This is a genomic window from Streptomyces viridochromogenes, assembly GCF_001270495.1.
Lineage (GTDB): Bacteria > Actinomycetota > Actinomycetes > Streptomycetales > Streptomycetaceae > Streptomyces > Streptomyces viridochromogenes_A.
In genome coordinates this window covers 1-15,632 of record NZ_LGUR01000012.1, presented here as the reverse complement: position 1 = coordinate 15,632, position 15,632 = coordinate 1, and the positions used below count along the sequence as shown (strand labels likewise).

The window sequence follows — 15,632 nt, the reverse complement described above, 5'->3', positions numbered from 1 at the left end:
GTCCGGTGGTGGGCCTTGCGCTGGAGGTGCCGTTTCTTGACACCGGACTCTGCGGGCGGACACCCCCCGGCACGTCCCCTTCCCGCCGTGGGCGGCTGCGGGCTCGTGGGGGCCCGGCTGGGCTTCAGTGCAGGGGCTTGGTGAACCAGTGTTCTGCGTAGGGGTCGTTGTTGTGTGGGGGCGTTTCCTCGTAGCCGAGCTTTGTGTAGAGGGCGCGGGCCTCTGTCAGGTCGTGGCGGGTGTCCAAGATTATGCGGGGGGCGCCCAGGGTTCGGGGTGTGTGTTCGGCGGTCTGGATCAGGAGGGGGGCGCCGCCCTTGCCGCGCATCGGCTTGTGGATGAACACGCGGGTCAGTTCGGCGGTTTCCGGGGCCAGGAGTCTTACGCCCGCTGAGCCCGCCGGGGTGTCGTTGTGCCGGGCCACCAGCAACTGGCCCTTGGGGAGCCGGAGGTCGTCCCCGGTGTGGGCGGCGATCTCGCGTTCCAGTTCGTCCGGGGCCGTACGGCGTCCCTCGTGCAGGAGGTAGTAGCGGTCGCTGACCTCCGTGTAGTACGCCCGCCAGAGCGCGGTGGCGGTGGGGGAGTCGGGGGGTTCCGGGGTGATGGTCCAGGTCATGGCGGTCATTGTGGGGAGGGGTGTTGGCGGCCCCGCAAGCCAATTTGTGTGGCTTCTCGGGCTATCCGCGTTCCTCGGCCGAGGCCGTGCGGGTGAACGAAAGGTGTGTGACTCCGCTGGGGGAGGAGAGGGCCTCGATGTCGTAGGCCTGCTCCAGGCCCTCCAGTCCGTCCCAGAGGCGTTCGCCTCGGCCGAGCAGGATCGGGGCCACCACGATGTGCATGTGGTCGATGAGCTCGGCGGCGAGGAAGTCGCGGAGCAGGGTGACACCGCCGCCGATGCGTACGTCCTGACCGCCCGCGGCCTCGCGGGCCGTCTCCAGTGCCTGGGCGGGCGACGCGTCGAGGAAGTGGAACGTCGTGCCGCCCTCCATCTCGATCGACGGGCGAGGGTGATGGGTGAGGACGAAGGTCGGCGTGTGGAAGGGCGGGTTGGGGCCCCACCACCCCTTCCATTCCGGGTCCTTGTGCCAGCCGGGCGGGCCGAACTTCCCGGCGCCCATGATCTCGGCACCGATCCCCGGGCCGTGCTGCCGTGCGAAGGCGTCGTCGACGCCGCCGGATCCGCCGGAACGGCCGGTCATGCGGTGCCAGAAGCCGGTGGCGAACATCCACTCGTGCAGCCTTTCACCGGCGTGGCCGAACGGTGTGTCCCGGCTCTGGCCCTCACCGGTGCCGAAGCCGTCGAGCGAGATGGAGAAGTTATGGACGCGGGCGAGTGACATGGCGGGCCCTTCCCTTCCTTGTGCGGTCAACGCCTTTCACCATGACGTCGATCGGGGCGCCGCCGAATCGACACGCCGGGGGTGGCCGATTCGGCGGCCGTTTGAGGTGCTTCCCGCGGGCAACCCGGCATACATGTCCACAAGTGTGATCATTTTGGTCGTGGTAGTGGCGGTCGTGGCTGTGCTCGGCGCGGCCGTCCTGGCTCTGCGGGCCCGGGGTGCGCAGAGCGGTCAGGGGCTGAAGCGGCGCTTCGGGCCCGAATACGAGCGGGCCGTGGCCCGGCACGACGGGGACGCCAAGGCCGCCGAGCGTGAGCTCGCCCAGCGGGTGGAGCGGCACGGCGGGCTGCGGGAGCGGGAGTTGGAGCCGGAGGAGGCCCAGCGGTTCGAGTCTCGGTGGACGGCGGCCCAGGAGCACTTCGTCGACTCGCCCAAGGAGGCCGTGGACGAGGCCGACCGGCTGCTAGCGGATCTGGCACAGGCGCGCGGGTTTCCGGACGGCGCGCAGTACGAGGAGCAGCTCTCCGCTCTGTCCGTGCACCACGCGCGCCATGTGCAGGGGTACCGGCATGTGCACCGCCTCGCCCACGCGTCCGTGAGTGACGGACGGGACGGTGGGAGGCCGGGTACGGAGGAGATGCGCGAGGCCATGATTGAGGCCCGGTCCCTGTTCGAGGACTTGAGCGGGCCGGTCGAGCGTCAGCGCGGGGGCTCGCGGGAGTCGCATGGGCCCCGTGAGTTCCGGAAGGGCTCCGACGGGCATCGTGGCCATCTGCCGTGGGCCTTCACCGGGCGTCACGCGAAGGGGAGTTGAGGGGCATGACGGACGCGACGACGACCGGGCGCGAAGTGACCGCGGTCTTCCCGCGCGACGAGTCCGACAAGTTCGGGCTCCAGCTCCAGCACGCCGTCTCCGGATTCGTGGACGGCCCCCGGGCCGCCGTCGAGGAGGCCGACCAGGTGCTGGAGGAGCTGACCGCCCGCTTCACCGAGGCGGTCACACAGCGCCGCCGTACGCTGCGCGGGACCTGGCAGTCGGCGGACGAGCAGGCCGACACCGAGCAGCTCCGGCTCGCGCTGCGTGACTACCGGGAGCTGGCGGAACGGCTGCTACGGCTCTGACACTCCTGGCGCATTCGTCCCTTCCGCCGTCCGGCGTCTCTCCTGCCACTCCCGTACGACCTGTTCCACGTCGTACGGCTTGCGGCCCAGGGGAGGGCCGGGCGGCGGCTTCAGGAGCATGTCGCGGATCTTGGCGTTGACGTCCGTGATGATCTTTCGGACGGCCTGTTCGGACTTGGCCGCGTACGCCGCCGTCAGCGCGTCCTCCGCCTCCTTGCGCAGCGCCAGCGCCGGGGGCAGGACCGACAGGCCCTCGCGGGCCATCTTGCGCTTGACCCACCACAGTTCGTCGTACGGGGATTCCAGATCGGGCGGCAGTGGTTTGCCGGCCCCCGGCAGGCTCTCGAAGTCGCCGCGCTCCTGTGCGTCGTGGATCTGCTTGTCCACCCAGGACTCGAACGGGACCCCGGGAGGCTTTCGCTCGGTCATGAGTTCATTGTGCCGGACGCGGCGGTGCCGGGCGATTTATCATGCGGCGTCGGTGGCCAAAACGGCTGCCCCACAAGGACGTTTCAGGAGGAGCGCACGTGCTCGAACTCACCATGGCCGCCGTGTCCGCGGCGGACGAGGGTGCCACGGCCGGCATGCTCATGGCCGACGCGCCCAGCGAGCCGGGTGCCGTGCTGCGGGTGGGCCGGGACAAGACGGTGTGCCGGCTCTCGACGCCGGACGACTGGCTGTTCGTGTCGCGGGTCCACCTGGAGTTCCTGTGCGGGCCCGACGGCACCTGGCAGGTGACCTGGCTGCGCGGCTCGCAGCCCGACCCGTCCTCCGAGGTGCGGCTCACGGTGGGGGACTTCGCCCAGCCGATCGGCTACGGCGGGACCGTGCCGCTGCCGAGGGGCGGCAGCGGCGAGATCGTCGTCCAGGACCGCACCGCGCCGCGCAGCGTCAACGTCGGCTTCTATCACGAGGCTTGAGCCACCCCGGGCCGCGGCCTCGGGGGGTACCCCGGGGCGCGTGGCTCACGCCAGGACGCGGGCCAGTGCGAAGCCGTCGTAGCCCTTGCTGCCCACCGTCTGGATCGCCGTGCCGCTCAACCTCGGGTGGCTGCCGATCAGTTCGATCGCGGTGCGGGTGCCCTGGACGTCCGGCGCCGCGCTCTCGGCGTCGGCGACCCGGCCGCCGCGCACCACGTTGTCCACGACGATCAGGCTGCCCGTGCTCGTGAGCCGGAGGGCCCACTCGACGTAGTGGGGGTTGTTGGCCTTGTCGGCGTCGATGAAGACCAGGTCGAAGGGGGCCGGGTTCTCGTCGGCCAGCTTGGGCAGCGACTCCAGGGCCGGGCCGACCCGCACCTCGGCGACCTTGTCCAGCCCTGCCCGCGCGATGTTGCGGGTGGCGACCTCGGCGTGCTTGGGGCTGTACTCCAGCGAGATCAGGCGGCCGTCGGCGGGCAGGGCGCGGGCCAGCCAGATGGTGCTGTAGCCGCCGAGTGTGCCGATCTCCAGGATGTTGCGGGCGCCCTGGATCTGGGCGAGGAGCTGGAGGAGCTTGCCCTGGGGCGCGGTGACGCTCACGGGCGGGAGCTCGGCAGCGTCGCTGTCGCGCAGGGTCGCCTGGAGGGTCTCGTCCTCCGGTGAGAGGTGGGCGGAGAAGTATTCGTCGACGTCGTCCCAGAGCTGCGACTCGCTCATCGCCTTACCTTTCGGATAGCTAGTTAGAAGCGGTAAGTAGAAGCGCTAACTAGATGCGCTAACGAATATAGTCGCGTGCGCCGCGCCCCGTCGGGGATTTCCGTGTCGGGGATTTCCGTTTCCCCGTCGGGGTTTCCAGGATCCTGGATTCAACCGATCGGCGCAGGCGGCCGCGTCGGGGGTGGGGGCGCCTCCGGGCGCCGGGACCGGCGTACGGCGAGCACGGCCGTCGTCGTCACGGCCAGGGCGAGTCCGCCGGTCACCGTCAGCAGCCAGGCGGGGAGGCCGGCCGCCGTGCGCAGCCGGTCCTCGTGGATCACCTGCTGGAAGGCGTCGTCGGCCGCCGCCCGGCGCGGCACGTGGTCGCCGGAGATGCCCTCGGGGCGCGGGAACTCGCGGCGGCCTCAGCGGAGGCAAGTGAAACCGCGCACGACTATCGTCATCCGGGCAAAAGGTGTAATTGAGCCTGAAGCGACCGGGTCGGGAGGCCGACGGGCGTGGCGAACGCGGAACACGGTGGGCGACCGGCGGAGGCACTCGGAGCCACGGCCGTCGGCACGGTCCAGGCACGCCTGCGCCTGACGCGGCTCGGCCTGTGGCTGGTCGCCGCGATACTCGCCGTGCGGCAGCTGGCCGTCGTCCTCAGTACACCGCGCGGGGAACGGCTGACGGACCTGGAGACCTGGGTCGGGCCGGAAGGCGTCCTGCATGTGAACGGTTCGCTGTACGAGTCGACGCAGTTCACCGGTACGCCGTTCGGCGGACTCGTCCTCAAACCCCTCACCCGCGCCGCCGAACAGGCCCTCGGCTGGGGCTGGACCTTCGGCACGCTGCTGCTCGTCGTCGCCCTCGGCCTGGTCGCCGCCCGCGCCCTGCCGCAGCCGACGAGCCGGCGGACCTCCCTGCTCGCCGCGCCCGTCGCGATCAGCCTGCTGATGCTGTCGCTGCCGGTGCGCAACACGCTCTACCTCGGCCAGACCAGCATCATGCCGGTGCTGCTCGTCCTGCTCGGCTGCTTCGCCGTACGGGGGGAACGGGCGAGCGGCGTGCTGATCGGCCTCGCGGCGGCGCTCCAGCCGACCCTGCTGCTGTTCACCCCGCTGCTGTGGTTCACCGGCCGGCGCCGGGCCGCGCTCGCCGCGGGCGCCACGTTCGCCGCGAGCACGGTGCTCGCCTGGGCGGCGATGCCGCGCGACTCGTACACCTACTGGGTGCACCACATGGCCGGCGTCGGCCTCGGTGGCAGCGCCGACGACCTCGGCAACCAGTCCCTGCACGGCGCCCTGCTCCGGCTGGGGCTGACCGGCCCGCTGGAGATCGCCCTCTTCCTGCTCCTCGGCGCCGCCGTCGCCGTCCTCGCGATGCGCCGCGCCGTGCGCTACGCCCACGACGGCCAGCTGCTGCTGGCCGTGGCGATCACCGGCTGTGCCGCCATCGTCGTCTCGCCGACCGCCTGGCAGCACCAGCTGCTGTGGGTGCTGCTCGCGGTCGTCGGCCAGGTCGGCAGGCGAGCGGGCGACCGGTACGTGTGGCCGGTCGCCGTCGTCCTGGTGATGACGCTGCCCGCGAGGACGATGGTGCCGGACAAGGTGATCTTCCAGCCGCTGCGCGCCGACCTGATCCTCCTGGCCGCGCTCGCCACGGCCGCCGTCGTCCCGTTCGTGTCGCGTACGTCGCCGTACTGGCAGACACCGCTCCCCACCCGGTACGCCGACCCGGTCCCGTCCCGCTTCGGGCGCGTCCCGCTGGTGCCGTTCCTGCGCCGGGTGCTCAGCCGTCCGAACCTGCTCTTCGAGCTGCTGCTGATCCGGGTCACCTACTACGCGTACGCCCAGATCCGCCTCGCCGCGGCCGGTGGCTCCAACTCGGCGGGCCGGAGCGCCGCGGAGGAGAACGGCGCGGAGGTCCACTCCATCGAGCGTGCCCTGCGCATCGACATCGAGTACTGGGCCAACCACGCCGTCGTGAAGGTCGACCGGCTCCGGGACTTCTTCGACTTCTACTACGAGTCGTTCCACTTCGGCGTCCCGCTCACGATCCTCGCCGTCCTGTACTGGCGCCGCCCCGTCGACTACCGCTGGGCCCGCACCGCGATCGGCTTCGCGACGGTGTTCGCCCTGCTCGGCTTCTGGCTCTACCCGCTCGCCCCGCCCCGCCTGATGCCCGGCCTCGGCTTCATCGACACGGTCCACGGCCCGCAGGACTTCACTCAGCCCGACTACGGCACGCTCACCGAACTCACCAACCAGTACGCGGCGATGCCGTCCCTGCACTTCGGCTGGTCCCTCTGGTGCGGCCTGGTCATCCTCGTCCTCGCCCCCAGGTGGTGGATGAAGGCCCTGGGCCTGCTGCATCCCCTCCTCACGGTCACCGCGATCGTCGTCACCGGCAACCACTGGATCCTGGACGCGGTCGGCGGCGCGGTCGTCGTGGGCGCCGGCTTCGGGGTGACGTACCTGTTCCAGGGACCGCGGGCCAGGACGGTGACGGCGGTGGCGGTGGCGGAGAAGGACGCGGTCAGCAGTGGCTCCCCGGCTCCGCCGAAGGACCGTACTCCGAGCTGAGCCGGTAGTCGCCGGGGGCGGAAGCCGTGAGGCGGGTGAACTCGCCCTGGGGGGCGAGGCATCCGCCGCCGTCCACACGCAGCCACGGTGAATGGGCGATGCGGATGGTGGCCGTGCCCGCCCTCGGCATGTGTAGGACGACGTCGGCGCTGGACGTCGACACGACGGTCGCGGGACCCGACACCAGCGGTACCGCGTCGCGCACCCGGAACACCCGCCAGTGCGCGTCCTGCCAGACCGGCTCCAGCCACTCGGGCCGGTGATCGCGGAGGAGACGCGCCTCGACCTCGGCGTACCCGTCGGGCTTGCCGAGCGGGAGGACGACGTAGCCGACGGCCCAGCGGTCCAGCCACGCCCGGTAGGTGGCGGCCGAGAAGGAGCCGTCGTAGAACAGGCGGGCCCGCTCCATGTCGAGCTGCCGGTTCCAGCCGCGGGCCATGTTGACGTGCGGGGCGAGGCCGCTGGCCTCGCGGTGGTTGCGGGCCGGGACGACCTCGACGCGGGTGCGGTCGGCGCCGAGGCGGTCCAGGGCGCGGACCACTCCGTGGGTCTCGGTGGCCCAGGCCGGCACGACGGTGGAGACGTAGAGGTCGTCGGCGGTCTTCTTGCCGACCCAGGCCACGGAGAGGACCAGCGCGGTGATCAGCAGTCTCCGGCGGACCTTCGCGAGCCGGGGCTGGGCGACCAGGACGGCGAGGAGGGCCGCGGGGGCGAAGAGTTCGGCGAAGCGCTCGACGTTCGTGCCGATGGGGGAGGGGATGAGATACGTCAGGACGGCCCCGGCCGCGTAGACGCCACCGCTCCAGCGGGCGACCCGCCACGAGCGCGGGGCGAGGAACGTGACGGCCAGGCCCAGGAAGAACGGCGGCCAGATGCGGTCCGCGAACATCAACTGCTCGCCCTTGAAGGGGAAGAGAAGGGCCGTCACACTCACGGTGACCGCAGGCGGCAGGAGCAGCGTGAGGGCGCGGCGGTAGTCCCGGGTGAGGAGGAAGGCGGCGCCCACGACCACCAGGAACAGCCCGGCCACCGGGCTCGCCATCGTCGCGAGGGCGGCATACGCGGCTGCGAGGACGACCCGTCTCTCACGGGACAGCAGCAGACAGGCGGCCAGCCCGAAGGCCACGCCGAGCGCGAAGGTCGTGCGGCCGGAGGCCACGTTGCACCACAGGGCGAACGACGCGAGCAGGGCCGGGCCGAGGGGTCTTCGGAGCCCCTCGACCCGGGTGATCAGGACGGCCGCGAGCCAGGTCGCCGCCACCCCGGCCAGCAAGGTGACCGTGCGCACGCCCAGCGCGGCCATCAAGTAGGGCGATATCAGGCTGTAGTTGGCGGTGTGCGTCCCGCCGTACCAGAAGAGGTTGTACGCCGAGCCACCGTGCCGCGTCGCGAAGCCGGCCCACGCGTCCTGGGCGGCCAGGTCGCCACCGCCGGTGGCGAGGAACAGGGCCCAGACCGCGTAGAGCGGGAGGGTGGGGAGAGTGGCGAGGAGGGGGACGCGACGGCGGTGCCAGAACCCGCGGAGGTGGTGATTCCGCAGTGGGGGTGTGTACTCGGGCCTGGTGACGGCGAGTTCGGCAGGGACCACGTGTTCGTAGACGTGCAAGGGCGGGGGAGCGTTTACCGCCGCACCGAGGCGGATCAAGTGCGAAGGTCCCCTCCGTTTCGGCCGCACTCGAACCACACCGATTTGCCGCCACCGTGCCGACGGTCCACACCCCACTTGTCGGACACCGCGTCCAGCAGCAGGAGCCCCCGGCCGCCCTCGTCCTCCGGCGCCGACTCGGCGTGGAACACGGGGAGTTGCCCGAAGCCGTCCGCCACCTCCACCCGTACCCCGCGCGTCTGCCGCAGGAGCAGCACCTCACACCGCCGGTCCGGAACATGCCGTACGACATTGGCGACCAGCTCGGTCACGCCCAGCTCCACGGCGTCGGCCAGCTCGCGCATGCTCCACTCGCCGAGCAGCGAGCGCGCGATGGCGCGGATGTGCCGGGCCGAGTGTTCGCCGACGGTCAGGCGCAGGCGGTACTGGTGACGGAAGGGGGCCAGGTAGGTGGGGGGAATGTATCGATTCACGGTACGAGCGTGACCTCGCACAACTACTTTGGGCTACAGGACGGATACAACGGGTCCCGAATTTGGCCCAGTTGCGTGAGAGGGGTTCCGCGTGACCCACATCAACACCCTTGACCCGGGCGCCTCGCCCCTCGACTACTACGGCTTCGAGCTACGCCGCCACCGCGAGGCCGCCTCGCTGACGCAGAAACAGCTCGGGGACATCGTCTACTGCACCGGTTCCCTGGTCGGCCAGATCGAGACGGCCCGGAAACTGCCGACGTTGCCGTTCAGTGAGCGGGTGGACATCGCGCTGGGGACGGGCGGGGCGCTGTCGCGGCTGCATGAGCTGGTGATGCGTAGTCAACTTCCGGCCTGGTTTCAGCAGGTGGCGGAGTTGGAGGTGCGGGCGGTCGAGATCTGCTCCTTCCAGGACCACATGGTTCTCGGTCTCCTCCAGACCAGGGCATACGCTCGCGCCGTGCTCGGTGTGCTGGACGAAACCGACCTCGACGACCGCACGGAGGTCCGGCTGGCCCGTCAGCGCATCCTTGAGAAGCAGGAGCCCCCGGTCTTCTGGGCGATCCTGAGCGAGGCCGCGCTGTATCTGGAGATCGGTGGCCGGGAGACCATGCGGGAACAACTCGCGCACTTGTTGTCCTTCGAGGGCAATCCCCGGGTCAACATTCAGGTGTTGCCGTTCTCCGCCGGGGCGCATGCGGGACTGCAAGGCTCGTTCGACGTCTACCGCTTTGCGAGCGACCCGACCATTGTTTACACGGAGGGATACGGCGGCAGCGGGCATCCGACCGCTAACCCGGAGACCGTCAGGATCTGCTCGCTCCGTTACGATCATCTGCAAGCCGCCGCACTCTCCATCAAGGACTCGGCGGAGTTGATGCGGCGCGTAATGGAGGAGCGTTATGGAGAGCACCGAGATTCTGACGGGGATCCAGTGGCGTAAGTCCAGCTACAGCGGTGATGAAGGCGGCCAGTGTGTCGAATGCGCGCCGCTCGGCGCCCTGGCCTGGCGCAAGTCCTCGCACAGCGGCGATCAGGGCGGCGAATGCATCGAGATCGCCGAAACCCCCCACACCACCATCGCCATCCGCGACTCCAAGAACCCGGCGGGGCCAATCGTCACCCTCGACCCCGCCGCGTTCACCACCTTCGTCAACTGGACGGCGCACAACTAGCGCGGAGCGCTCACGCAGCGGCCCACGGCACCCGGCAGGTGTGCGGCGCGGCTCCTTCCGGGCACAGCTCCCTGATCACCGTCTTCCGGACCGCCCGCCACGTCCGCAGGGAACAGGCCAACCGGACCCGCAGTTCGACCGCTTCCCGGGCGCCGTGGCTCTGACCGGGGTTCTCCCATCCCCACTGCTCCGCGAGATGGTCGTACAGGTCAGCGGTCGTCATCCCGCTCGCGGGAAACGTGTGCGCGACCGTCACGTCGACGAGCCGGGCCTCGCGTGCGCCCACGGCCTCGTCCACGAGGCCTCTGACCCATGCGAGCCCTTGCTCGTCCGCGTACAAACCGAACCTCAGGGTGCGCGTCCTCATGCCCCGAGGCTACAGCCGCTGAATGATCGTCCCGGTGGCGAGTCCACCTCCCGCGCACATCGTCACCAGCGCGAACTCCTTGTCCGCACGCTCCAGTTCATGCAGTGCGGTAGTGATCAGCCGGGCCCCGGTGGCCCCGACCGGGTGCCCGAGCGCGATCCCGCCACCGTTCACGTTCACCTTCTCCAGGTCCTGCTCGAAGACCTGCGCCCAGCTCAGCACCACGGACGCGAAGGCCTCGTTGATCTCGACGAGGTCGATGTCCTTCAAGGACATCCCGGCCTTGCCCAGCACCGCCTTGGTCGCGTCGATCGGCCCGTCGAGGTGGAAGTGCGGGTCGGAGCCCACCAGGGCCTGGGCCACGATCCGCGCCCTCGGCCGCAGCTTCAGCGCACGGGCCATCCGTTTCGACGCCCACATGATGGCTGCCGCGCCGTCGCTGATCTGGGACGAGTTGCCCGCCGTGTGAACGGCCGTCGGCATGACCGGCTTGAGCCCGGCCAGCGCCTCCATGGACGTGTCGCGCAGGCCCTCGTCCTTGTCGACGAGCCGCCACATGCCCTGCCCGGCGCGCTGCTCGTCCTCCGTCGTCGGGACCTGGACGGCGAACGTCTCCCGCTTGAACCGCTCCTCCGCCCAGGCGGCGGCGGCCCGTTCCTGTGAGAGCAGCCCGAGTGAGTCGACGTTCTCCCTGGTCAAGCCCCGGTGGCGGGCGATCCGTTCCGCCGCCTCGAACTGGTTGGGCAGGTCCACGTTCCACTCGTCCGGGAACGGCTTTCCGGGCCCGTGCTTGGATCCCGACCCCAGCGGCACCCGGGACATCGCCTCGACGCCGCAGCTGATCCCGACGTCGATGACGCCCGCCGCGATCATGTTGGCCGTCATGTGCGAGGCCTGCTGCGAGGAGCCGCACTGGCAGTCGACCGTCGTCGCCGCCGTCTCGTACGGCAGGCCCATCGTCAGCCAGGCCGTGCGCGCCGGGTTCATGGACTGTTCGCCGGCGTGGGTCACCGTGCCGCCGACGATCTGCTCGACGCAGTCTGCGGGGATACCGGTGCGGCCCAGGAGTTCGCGGTAGGTCTCGCCCAGGAGATAGGCGGGGTGGAGGTTGGCGAGCGCGCCGCCGCGCTTGCCGATCGGGGTGCGTACGGCTTCGACGATCACGGGTTCGGCAGCCATGGGTGCGGATCCTCTCCGAGGGCTCTGCGGGGGGACTCGGCGGAACGGGCGGAACTGGTACGCGTTCTAGTTCTGTCTTGCAGTGTGCTGACGGAACTTCAGTGACGGCAAGGGGTGTGCGGGCAACTGGGACGTTCATGGCTCTTGCCAGTTGTAGAACCCGTTACTACCGTCACGACGACCCTCTTTGCTGATGGACCGTCAGGAGCTGTCCATGACCTGTCCAGCGCTGCCCGACGGGTTCGACTTCACCGACCCCGATGTGCTGCACCATCGCGTACCCCTCCCGGAGTTCGCCGAGCTGCGCCGGGCCGAACCGGTCCGCTGGATCCCGCAGTCGGGCAACGTGGCCGGGTTCCAGGACGAGGGCTACTGGGCGGTGACCCGGCACGCGGACGTCAAGTACGTGTCGACGCACCCGGAGTTGTTCTCGTCCACCCTCAACACGGCGATCATCCGCTTCAACGAGCACATCGAGCGCGACGCCATCGATGCCCAGCGGCTGATCCTGCTGAACATGGACCCGCCCGAGCACACCCGGGTCCGCCAGATCGTCCAGCGCGTCTTCACCCCGCGCGCCATCCGGGCCCTGGAGGAGCGCCTGCGGACGCGTGCGCTGACGATCGCCGCGAACGCCCGTGACCGCTCCGGCCCCTTCGACTTCGTCACCGAGGTCGCCTGCGAACTGCCCCTCCAGGCCATCGCCGAGCTCATCGGCATCCCGCAGGACGACCGGGCCAAGATCTTCGACTGGTCCAACAAGATGATCGCGTACGACGATCCCGAGTACGCCATCACCGAGGAGGTCGGGCAGGAGTCGGCCACCGAACTCATCGCGTACGCGATGAACATGGCCGCCGACCGGAAGGAGTGCCCGGCGAAGGACCTCGTCAGCACGCTGGTGGCGGCCGAGGACGAAGGCAACCTGCGCTCCGACGAGTTCGGGTTCTTCGTGCTGATGCTGGCGGTGGCGGGCAACGAGACCACCCGCAACGCCATCACCCACGGCATGCACGCCTTCCTCACCCACCCCGACCAGTGGGAGCTGTACAAACGGGAGCGCCCGGCGACGGCGGCCGAGGAGATCGTCCGCTGGGCGACCCCCGTCGTGTCCTTCCAGCGGACGGCGACTCAGGACACGGAGTTGGGCGGGAAGCGCATAAAGAAGGGTGAGCGGGTAGGCATCTTCTATGCCTCGGCGAATCACGACCCCGAGGTCTTCGAGAATCCCGACACCTTCGACATCACCCGCGACCCCAACCCCCACCTCGGATTCGGCGGCGGCGGTCCCCACTTCTGCCTGGGCAAGTCCCTCGCGGTCCTGGAGATCGACCTCATCTTCAACGCCGTGGCCGACGCCATGCCCGACCTACGGCTGGTCGGGGACCCCCGCCGGCTGCGCTCCGCGTGGATCAACGGTGTGAAGGAACTGCAGGTCAGCTCCGGCTGACCTGTCCCGAGGGAGGCAGGAGCACCCCCTATCCCCACGCCCCGTTCCTGCCTCCCCCGAGACCCCTCGGTTACCCTCACCCCTGTGCGAAAGATCATGATGCGATCGGTGCCGATCGCCGCAGCCGTAGCAGTCTCCTGGGGCGCCGGCCCCTCCTTCACCGATCCGGGCAACACGCGGCATGTCGTGATGGTGCTGCTCTTCGTCGTGACGCTCCTGGCCGTCGGCTTCGTCGTCGACGCGGTGGCGGGGCGGCGCGACTAGGGAAGCGGACATGGCGAAGGCGGCGGCCCCGGGGATCGGGGGCCGCCGCCTTCGGTCTGTCTGGCGGTGTCGGCTCAGGCCAAGGCTCAGTACCAGCCGTTCGACTGCCAGAAGTTCCACGCGCCGCACGGGCTGCCGTAGCGGTCCTTCATGTAGTCCACGCCCCACTTGATCTGGGTGGCCGCGTTGGTCTTCCAGTCGGAGCCGGCCGAGGCCATCTTGTTGCCCGGCAGGGCCTGGACGAGGCCGTAGGCGCCGCTGGAGGCGTTGGTGGCGTTGACGTTCCAGTCGCTCTCGTGGTCCACGATCTTGGAGAAGCACTGGTACTGGGCCGAGTCCGAGATCATCTTCTGCGCGATCTGCTGCGCCGAACCGGCCTCGGTCGTCGCGGCCTGCGCGGGCGCGGCGGCGAACAGGGTGCCGGCGGTGGCCGCGGCCAGGGCGACACCCGTGAGGGCCTTCTTCGGGGCGGAGATGCGGCGGAAGGAGGAAACGACGGACACGGTCACGGGGAGCCTTTCTTCGGGGACATCGGATCGCGGGCATGCCGGAACCACGCGATGCGATGCGAGGCGGGGGCATACGTCGGCGCCGCGGCCCTGAGGGCACGTCGGCGCCGTGCGACGTCCTCCACACAACCAGGCCGGGAAGGCGTCCGCAATGAGGGCATTTGCTAGTTGCGGTCGTATGCGGGGCGACGGTTGATCGTGTGACCTGGCTCTCAATGTGCAGGTCAGGGACGGTTATGGCGTGGACATGGCGTCCTATTTGCCCGACTAGGTCAGGTAGTAGGTGATGTGGGTCATGTGGGGTGCTTCACCGGGGGTGTGACGGTGTGCGCGTGCCCCTTCACCCTGAGGGAGTGTCGAACGTGACCGGGCTCTCGAAAGCCGCGCGGCGGGTGGCTCGGCGCAGGGCGCGGAGGATCACCGGGCCGAGGGTGAGGGTCAGGACGACGGTGGTGACCGCCCGGCCCAGGTCCCACCCCAGGGAGGTGGCCAGGACGTAGGCGACGAAGCGGGCCAGGTTGGTGAGGGCCGGGAGATCTCCGCCGAAGGAGATGTTCGAGGCCGCGCTGCTCATGAAGGTCCAGCCCGCCAGGTTCGTGACCGTGCCGTAGGCGAACGCCGCCGGGATGCCGTACGCGCAGAGGAGAAGGCGCTCCGCGCGACCGCGTAGACGGTCCTGGCCGGGCAGCAGCCCCGCCCCCATGGTGATCCAGCCCATCGCGAGCATCTGGAACGGCATCCATGGCCCCACCCCGCCCGTGAGCAGCGCCGACGCGAACATCGACAGCGAACCGAGCACGAATCCGAAGCCGGGGCCGAGGACACGGCCGCTCAGGATCATCAGGAAGAACATCGGTTCGAGACCGGCGGTACCGGCGCCGATCGGGCGCAGGGCGGCTCCGGCCGCGGCCAGCACACCGAGCATCGCGACCGCCTTCGGCCCGAGACCGGACTCGGAGATCGTCGCCGCGACGATCGCGACCAGCAGCACGAGCAGACAGGCGAAGAGCCACGGCGCGTCCTGGCTGTGCGCGACGACCGCCGACTCGGGCGGCGCGAAGAAGGGCCAGACCAGCGCGGCGACGCCGACCGCGCTGACCAGGGTGAGGGCGGCGATGGAGCGGGGGCCCAGGCGGACGGCCCTGGCCTGGGGGGTGTCGTGGCTGGTCATGCGAGGGCCTCGCGCACCTCGGCGACCGTGAGCCACCTTTGCGGCGCCAGGATCTTGGCCACCTGCGGGGCGAAGGACGGGGACGAGACGACGACCTCCGAGGTCGGGCCGTCGGCGATCACCTCGCCGTCGGCCAGCAGGACGACCCGGTGCGCGAGCTCCGCGGCGAGTTCCACGTCGTGGGTGGCCAGCACGATGGCGTGCCCTCGGGCGGCCAGGCCGCGCAGCAGCGTGACGAGGCGGGCCTTCGCCGCGTAGTCCAGGCCGCGGGTCGGTTCGTCGAGGAGGAGAAGCGGCGGGTCGGCGGTCAGGACCACGGCCAGGGCGAGGGTGAGGCGCTGGCCCTCGGACAGGTCGCGGGGGTGGGTGTCGTCCGCGATGCCCGGTCCCGGGAGGAGTTCGGAAACGAGGGCGCGGCAGGTGCCGGGGGGTGCGCCGGCGTCCTGGTCGGCGGCGGCGCACTCCGCTTGGACCGTGTCGGCGTAGAGCAGATCGCGGGGTTCCTGGGGGACCAGGCCCACGCGGCGTACGAGGTCCTTCGGGGCGGTTCGGTGAGGGGTGGCTCCGCCGACCTGGACCGATCCGGCGGACGGTTCCACCAGGCCGACGAGGGTGTTGAGGAGCGTGGACTTTCCGGCGCCGTTGCGGCCCATCAGGGCGATGGTTTCGCCGGGGGTGACGGTCAGGTCTATGTGGCGTAGGGCTTGGATTCGGTCGCGGGTTACGGCCAGGGCCTGCACTTCGGCGGTGTGGGGGGAGGGTGGGGTGGTGGGGG

At 70.3% G+C, this 15,632-nt stretch carries 20 protein-coding genes; 8 read left to right on the top strand and 12 right to left on the bottom strand.

The window, feature by feature from the left end:
* Positions 1-124: 124 nt before the first annotated feature.
* Both ADK36_RS03635 and ADK36_RS03630 read right to left on the bottom strand, forming a co-directional pair.
* Positions 125-616: a GNAT family N-acetyltransferase gene (locus tag ADK36_RS03635; protein WP_199830098.1), complete on the bottom strand. Its 492-nt coding sequence runs from the start codon at positions 614-616 to the stop codon at positions 125-127.
* A gap of 61 nt (positions 617-677) precedes the next feature.
* Positions 678-1,340: a dihydrofolate reductase family protein gene (locus tag ADK36_RS03630; protein WP_048587158.1), complete on the bottom strand. Its 663-nt coding sequence runs from the start codon at positions 1,338-1,340 to the stop codon at positions 678-680.
* Between the two features lie 133 nt (positions 1,341-1,473).
* Here ADK36_RS03630 and ADK36_RS03625 point away from each other — a divergent pair, with 133 nt between their 5' ends.
* Entirely contained in the window at positions 1,474-2,154 is a 681-nt protein-coding gene (locus ADK36_RS03625; RefSeq protein WP_048587157.1) for a hypothetical protein, read from the top strand.
* Between the two features lie 5 nt (positions 2,155-2,159).
* Entirely contained in the window at positions 2,160-2,462 is a 303-nt protein-coding gene (locus tag ADK36_RS03620; RefSeq protein WP_078916783.1) for a hypothetical protein, read from the top strand.
* Here ADK36_RS03620 and ADK36_RS03615 read toward each other — a convergent pair.
* The gene (locus ADK36_RS03615) at positions 2,451-2,891 is read right to left on the bottom strand and encodes a DUF1992 domain-containing protein (protein WP_048587155.1); all 441 of its coding nucleotides are present in this window, start codon (positions 2,889-2,891) and stop codon (positions 2,451-2,453) included. The genes ADK36_RS03620 and ADK36_RS03615 overlap by 12 nt on opposite strands.
* A 98-nt stretch (positions 2,892-2,989) precedes the next feature.
* On the opposite strand from ADK36_RS03615, the gene ADK36_RS03610 reads away from it, so the two are divergent.
* Complete coding sequence (locus tag ADK36_RS03610; RefSeq protein WP_048587154.1) at positions 2,990-3,382, top strand: FHA domain-containing protein; 393 nt, start codon at positions 2,990-2,992, stop codon at positions 3,380-3,382.
* A 45-nt stretch (positions 3,383-3,427) separates the two neighbouring features.
* Here the strand turns inward: ADK36_RS03610 and ADK36_RS03605 are convergent, their stop codons facing one another.
* Both ADK36_RS03605 and ADK36_RS03600 read right to left on the bottom strand, forming a co-directional pair.
* Entirely contained in the window at positions 3,428-4,099 is a 672-nt protein-coding gene (locus ADK36_RS03605) for an O-methyltransferase (RefSeq protein ID WP_048587153.1), read from the bottom strand.
* A 149-nt stretch (positions 4,100-4,248) separates the two neighbouring features.
* Positions 4,249-4,458 carry a hypothetical protein gene (locus ADK36_RS03600; RefSeq protein ID WP_048587152.1) on the bottom strand — a complete coding sequence of 70 codons (210 nt, stop codon included), beginning with the start codon at positions 4,456-4,458 and terminating at the stop codon, positions 4,249-4,251.
* A 138-nt stretch (positions 4,459-4,596) separates the two neighbouring features.
* On the opposite strand from ADK36_RS03600, the gene ADK36_RS03595 reads away from it, so the two are divergent.
* Positions 4,597-6,663, top strand: a complete 2,067-nt coding sequence (locus tag ADK36_RS03595; RefSeq protein ID WP_048587151.1) for a bifunctional glycosyltransferase 87/phosphatase PAP2 family protein — start codon at positions 4,597-4,599, stop codon at positions 6,661-6,663.
* Here ADK36_RS03595 and ADK36_RS03590 read toward each other — a convergent pair.
* Together ADK36_RS03590 and ADK36_RS03585 are read right to left on the bottom strand one after the other, a co-directional pair.
* On the bottom strand, positions 6,617-8,251 hold the full coding sequence (locus ADK36_RS03590; RefSeq protein WP_053196343.1) for a hypothetical protein: 1,635 nt from the start codon (positions 8,249-8,251) through the stop codon (positions 6,617-6,619). The genes ADK36_RS03595 and ADK36_RS03590 overlap by 47 nt on opposite strands.
* Before the next feature lie 53 nt (positions 8,252-8,304).
* Positions 8,305-8,742 (bottom strand): ATP-binding protein, encoded by a 438-nt coding sequence (locus ADK36_RS03585; RefSeq protein WP_048587150.1) that lies wholly within the window; start codon positions 8,740-8,742, stop codon positions 8,305-8,307.
* Positions 8,743-8,833: 91 nt separating this feature from the next.
* On the opposite strand from ADK36_RS03585, the gene ADK36_RS03580 reads away from it, so the two are divergent.
* Both ADK36_RS03580 and ADK36_RS03575 read left to right on the top strand, forming a co-directional pair.
* Positions 8,834-9,685 (top strand): helix-turn-helix domain-containing protein, encoded by an 852-nt coding sequence (locus tag ADK36_RS03580; protein ID WP_048587149.1) that lies wholly within the window; start codon positions 8,834-8,836, stop codon positions 9,683-9,685.
* On the top strand, positions 9,645-9,917 hold the full coding sequence (locus ADK36_RS03575; protein WP_048587148.1) for a DUF397 domain-containing protein: 273 nt from the start codon (positions 9,645-9,647) through the stop codon (positions 9,915-9,917). The genes ADK36_RS03580 and ADK36_RS03575 overlap by 41 nt, the downstream gene beginning before the upstream one ends.
* A 10-nt stretch (positions 9,918-9,927) precedes the next feature.
* On the opposite strand, the gene ADK36_RS03570 is transcribed toward ADK36_RS03575, so the two are convergent.
* Together ADK36_RS03570 and ADK36_RS03565 are read right to left on the bottom strand one after the other, a co-directional pair.
* Entirely contained in the window at positions 9,928-10,284 is a 357-nt protein-coding gene (locus ADK36_RS03570; protein WP_053196339.1) for a hypothetical protein, read from the bottom strand.
* Positions 10,285-10,293: 9 nt separating this feature from the next.
* Positions 10,294-11,463 (bottom strand): steroid 3-ketoacyl-CoA thiolase, encoded by a 1,170-nt coding sequence (locus tag ADK36_RS03565; RefSeq protein ID WP_048587146.1) that lies wholly within the window; start codon positions 11,461-11,463, stop codon positions 10,294-10,296.
* A gap of 214 nt (positions 11,464-11,677) precedes the next feature.
* On the opposite strand from ADK36_RS03565, the gene ADK36_RS03560 reads away from it, so the two are divergent.
* Both ADK36_RS03560 and ADK36_RS48665 read left to right on the top strand, forming a co-directional pair.
* Positions 11,678-12,913 (top strand): cytochrome P450, encoded by a 1,236-nt coding sequence (locus ADK36_RS03560; protein WP_048587145.1) that lies wholly within the window; start codon positions 11,678-11,680, stop codon positions 12,911-12,913.
* An 84-nt stretch (positions 12,914-12,997) separates the two neighbouring features.
* Positions 12,998-13,177, top strand: coding sequence for a hypothetical protein (locus ADK36_RS48665; protein WP_159029335.1), 180 nt, complete (start codon positions 12,998-13,000; stop codon positions 13,175-13,177).
* An 86-nt stretch (positions 13,178-13,263) separates the two neighbouring features.
* Here the strand turns inward: ADK36_RS48665 and ADK36_RS03555 are convergent, their stop codons facing one another.
* The 3 genes from ADK36_RS03555 to ADK36_RS03545 all read right to left on the bottom strand — a co-directional run.
* Positions 13,264-13,680 carry a transglycosylase SLT domain-containing protein gene (locus tag ADK36_RS03555; protein WP_048587159.1) on the bottom strand — a complete coding sequence of 139 codons (417 nt, stop codon included), beginning with the start codon at positions 13,678-13,680 and terminating at the stop codon, positions 13,264-13,266.
* A 346-nt stretch (positions 13,681-14,026) separates the two neighbouring features.
* Positions 14,027-14,857, bottom strand: a complete 831-nt coding sequence (locus tag ADK36_RS03550) for an ECF transporter S component (RefSeq protein WP_053196337.1) — start codon at positions 14,855-14,857, stop codon at positions 14,027-14,029.
* A partial coding sequence (locus ADK36_RS03545; protein ID WP_159391082.1) for an energy-coupling factor ABC transporter ATP-binding protein occupies positions 14,854-15,632 on the bottom strand: 779 nt, incomplete at its 5' end. The genes ADK36_RS03550 and ADK36_RS03545, both read right to left, overlap by 4 nt.

What these genes read in the sequence shown, in the direction of transcription:
- ADK36_RS03605 (WP_048587153.1), bottom strand. Translation starts at nt 4,099, where the DNA reads ATGAGCGAGTCGCAGCTCTGGGACGACGTCGACGAATACTTCTCCGCC.
- ADK36_RS03550 (WP_053196337.1), bottom strand. Translation starts at nt 14,857, where the DNA reads ATGACCAGCCACGACACCCCCCAGGCCAGGGCCGTCCGCCTGGGCCCC.
- ADK36_RS03560 (WP_048587145.1), top strand. Translation starts at nt 11,678, where the DNA reads ATGACCTGTCCAGCGCTGCCCGACGGGTTCGACTTCACCGACCCCGAT.
- ADK36_RS03615 (WP_048587155.1), bottom strand. Translation starts at nt 2,891, where the DNA reads ATGACCGAGCGAAAGCCTCCCGGGGTCCCGTTCGAGTCCTGGGTGGAC.
- ADK36_RS03630 (WP_048587158.1), bottom strand. Translation starts at nt 1,340, where the DNA reads ATGTCACTCGCCCGCGTCCATAACTTCTCCATCTCGCTCGACGGCTTC.
- ADK36_RS03635 (WP_199830098.1), bottom strand. Translation starts at nt 616, where the DNA reads ATGACCTGGACCATCACCCCGGAACCCCCCGACTCCCCCACCGCCACC.
- ADK36_RS03570 (WP_053196339.1), bottom strand. Translation starts at nt 10,284, where the DNA reads ATGAGGACGCGCACCCTGAGGTTCGGTTTGTACGCGGACGAGCAAGGG.
- ADK36_RS03565 (WP_048587146.1), bottom strand. Translation starts at nt 11,463, where the DNA reads ATGGCTGCCGAACCCGTGATCGTCGAAGCCGTACGCACCCCGATCGGC.
- ADK36_RS03575 (WP_048587148.1), top strand. Translation starts at nt 9,645, where the DNA reads ATGGAGAGCACCGAGATTCTGACGGGGATCCAGTGGCGTAAGTCCAGC.
- ADK36_RS03625 (WP_048587157.1), top strand. Translation starts at nt 1,474, where the DNA reads ATGTCCACAAGTGTGATCATTTTGGTCGTGGTAGTGGCGGTCGTGGCT.
- ADK36_RS03620 (WP_078916783.1), top strand. Translation starts at nt 2,160, where the DNA reads ATGACGGACGCGACGACGACCGGGCGCGAAGTGACCGCGGTCTTCCCG.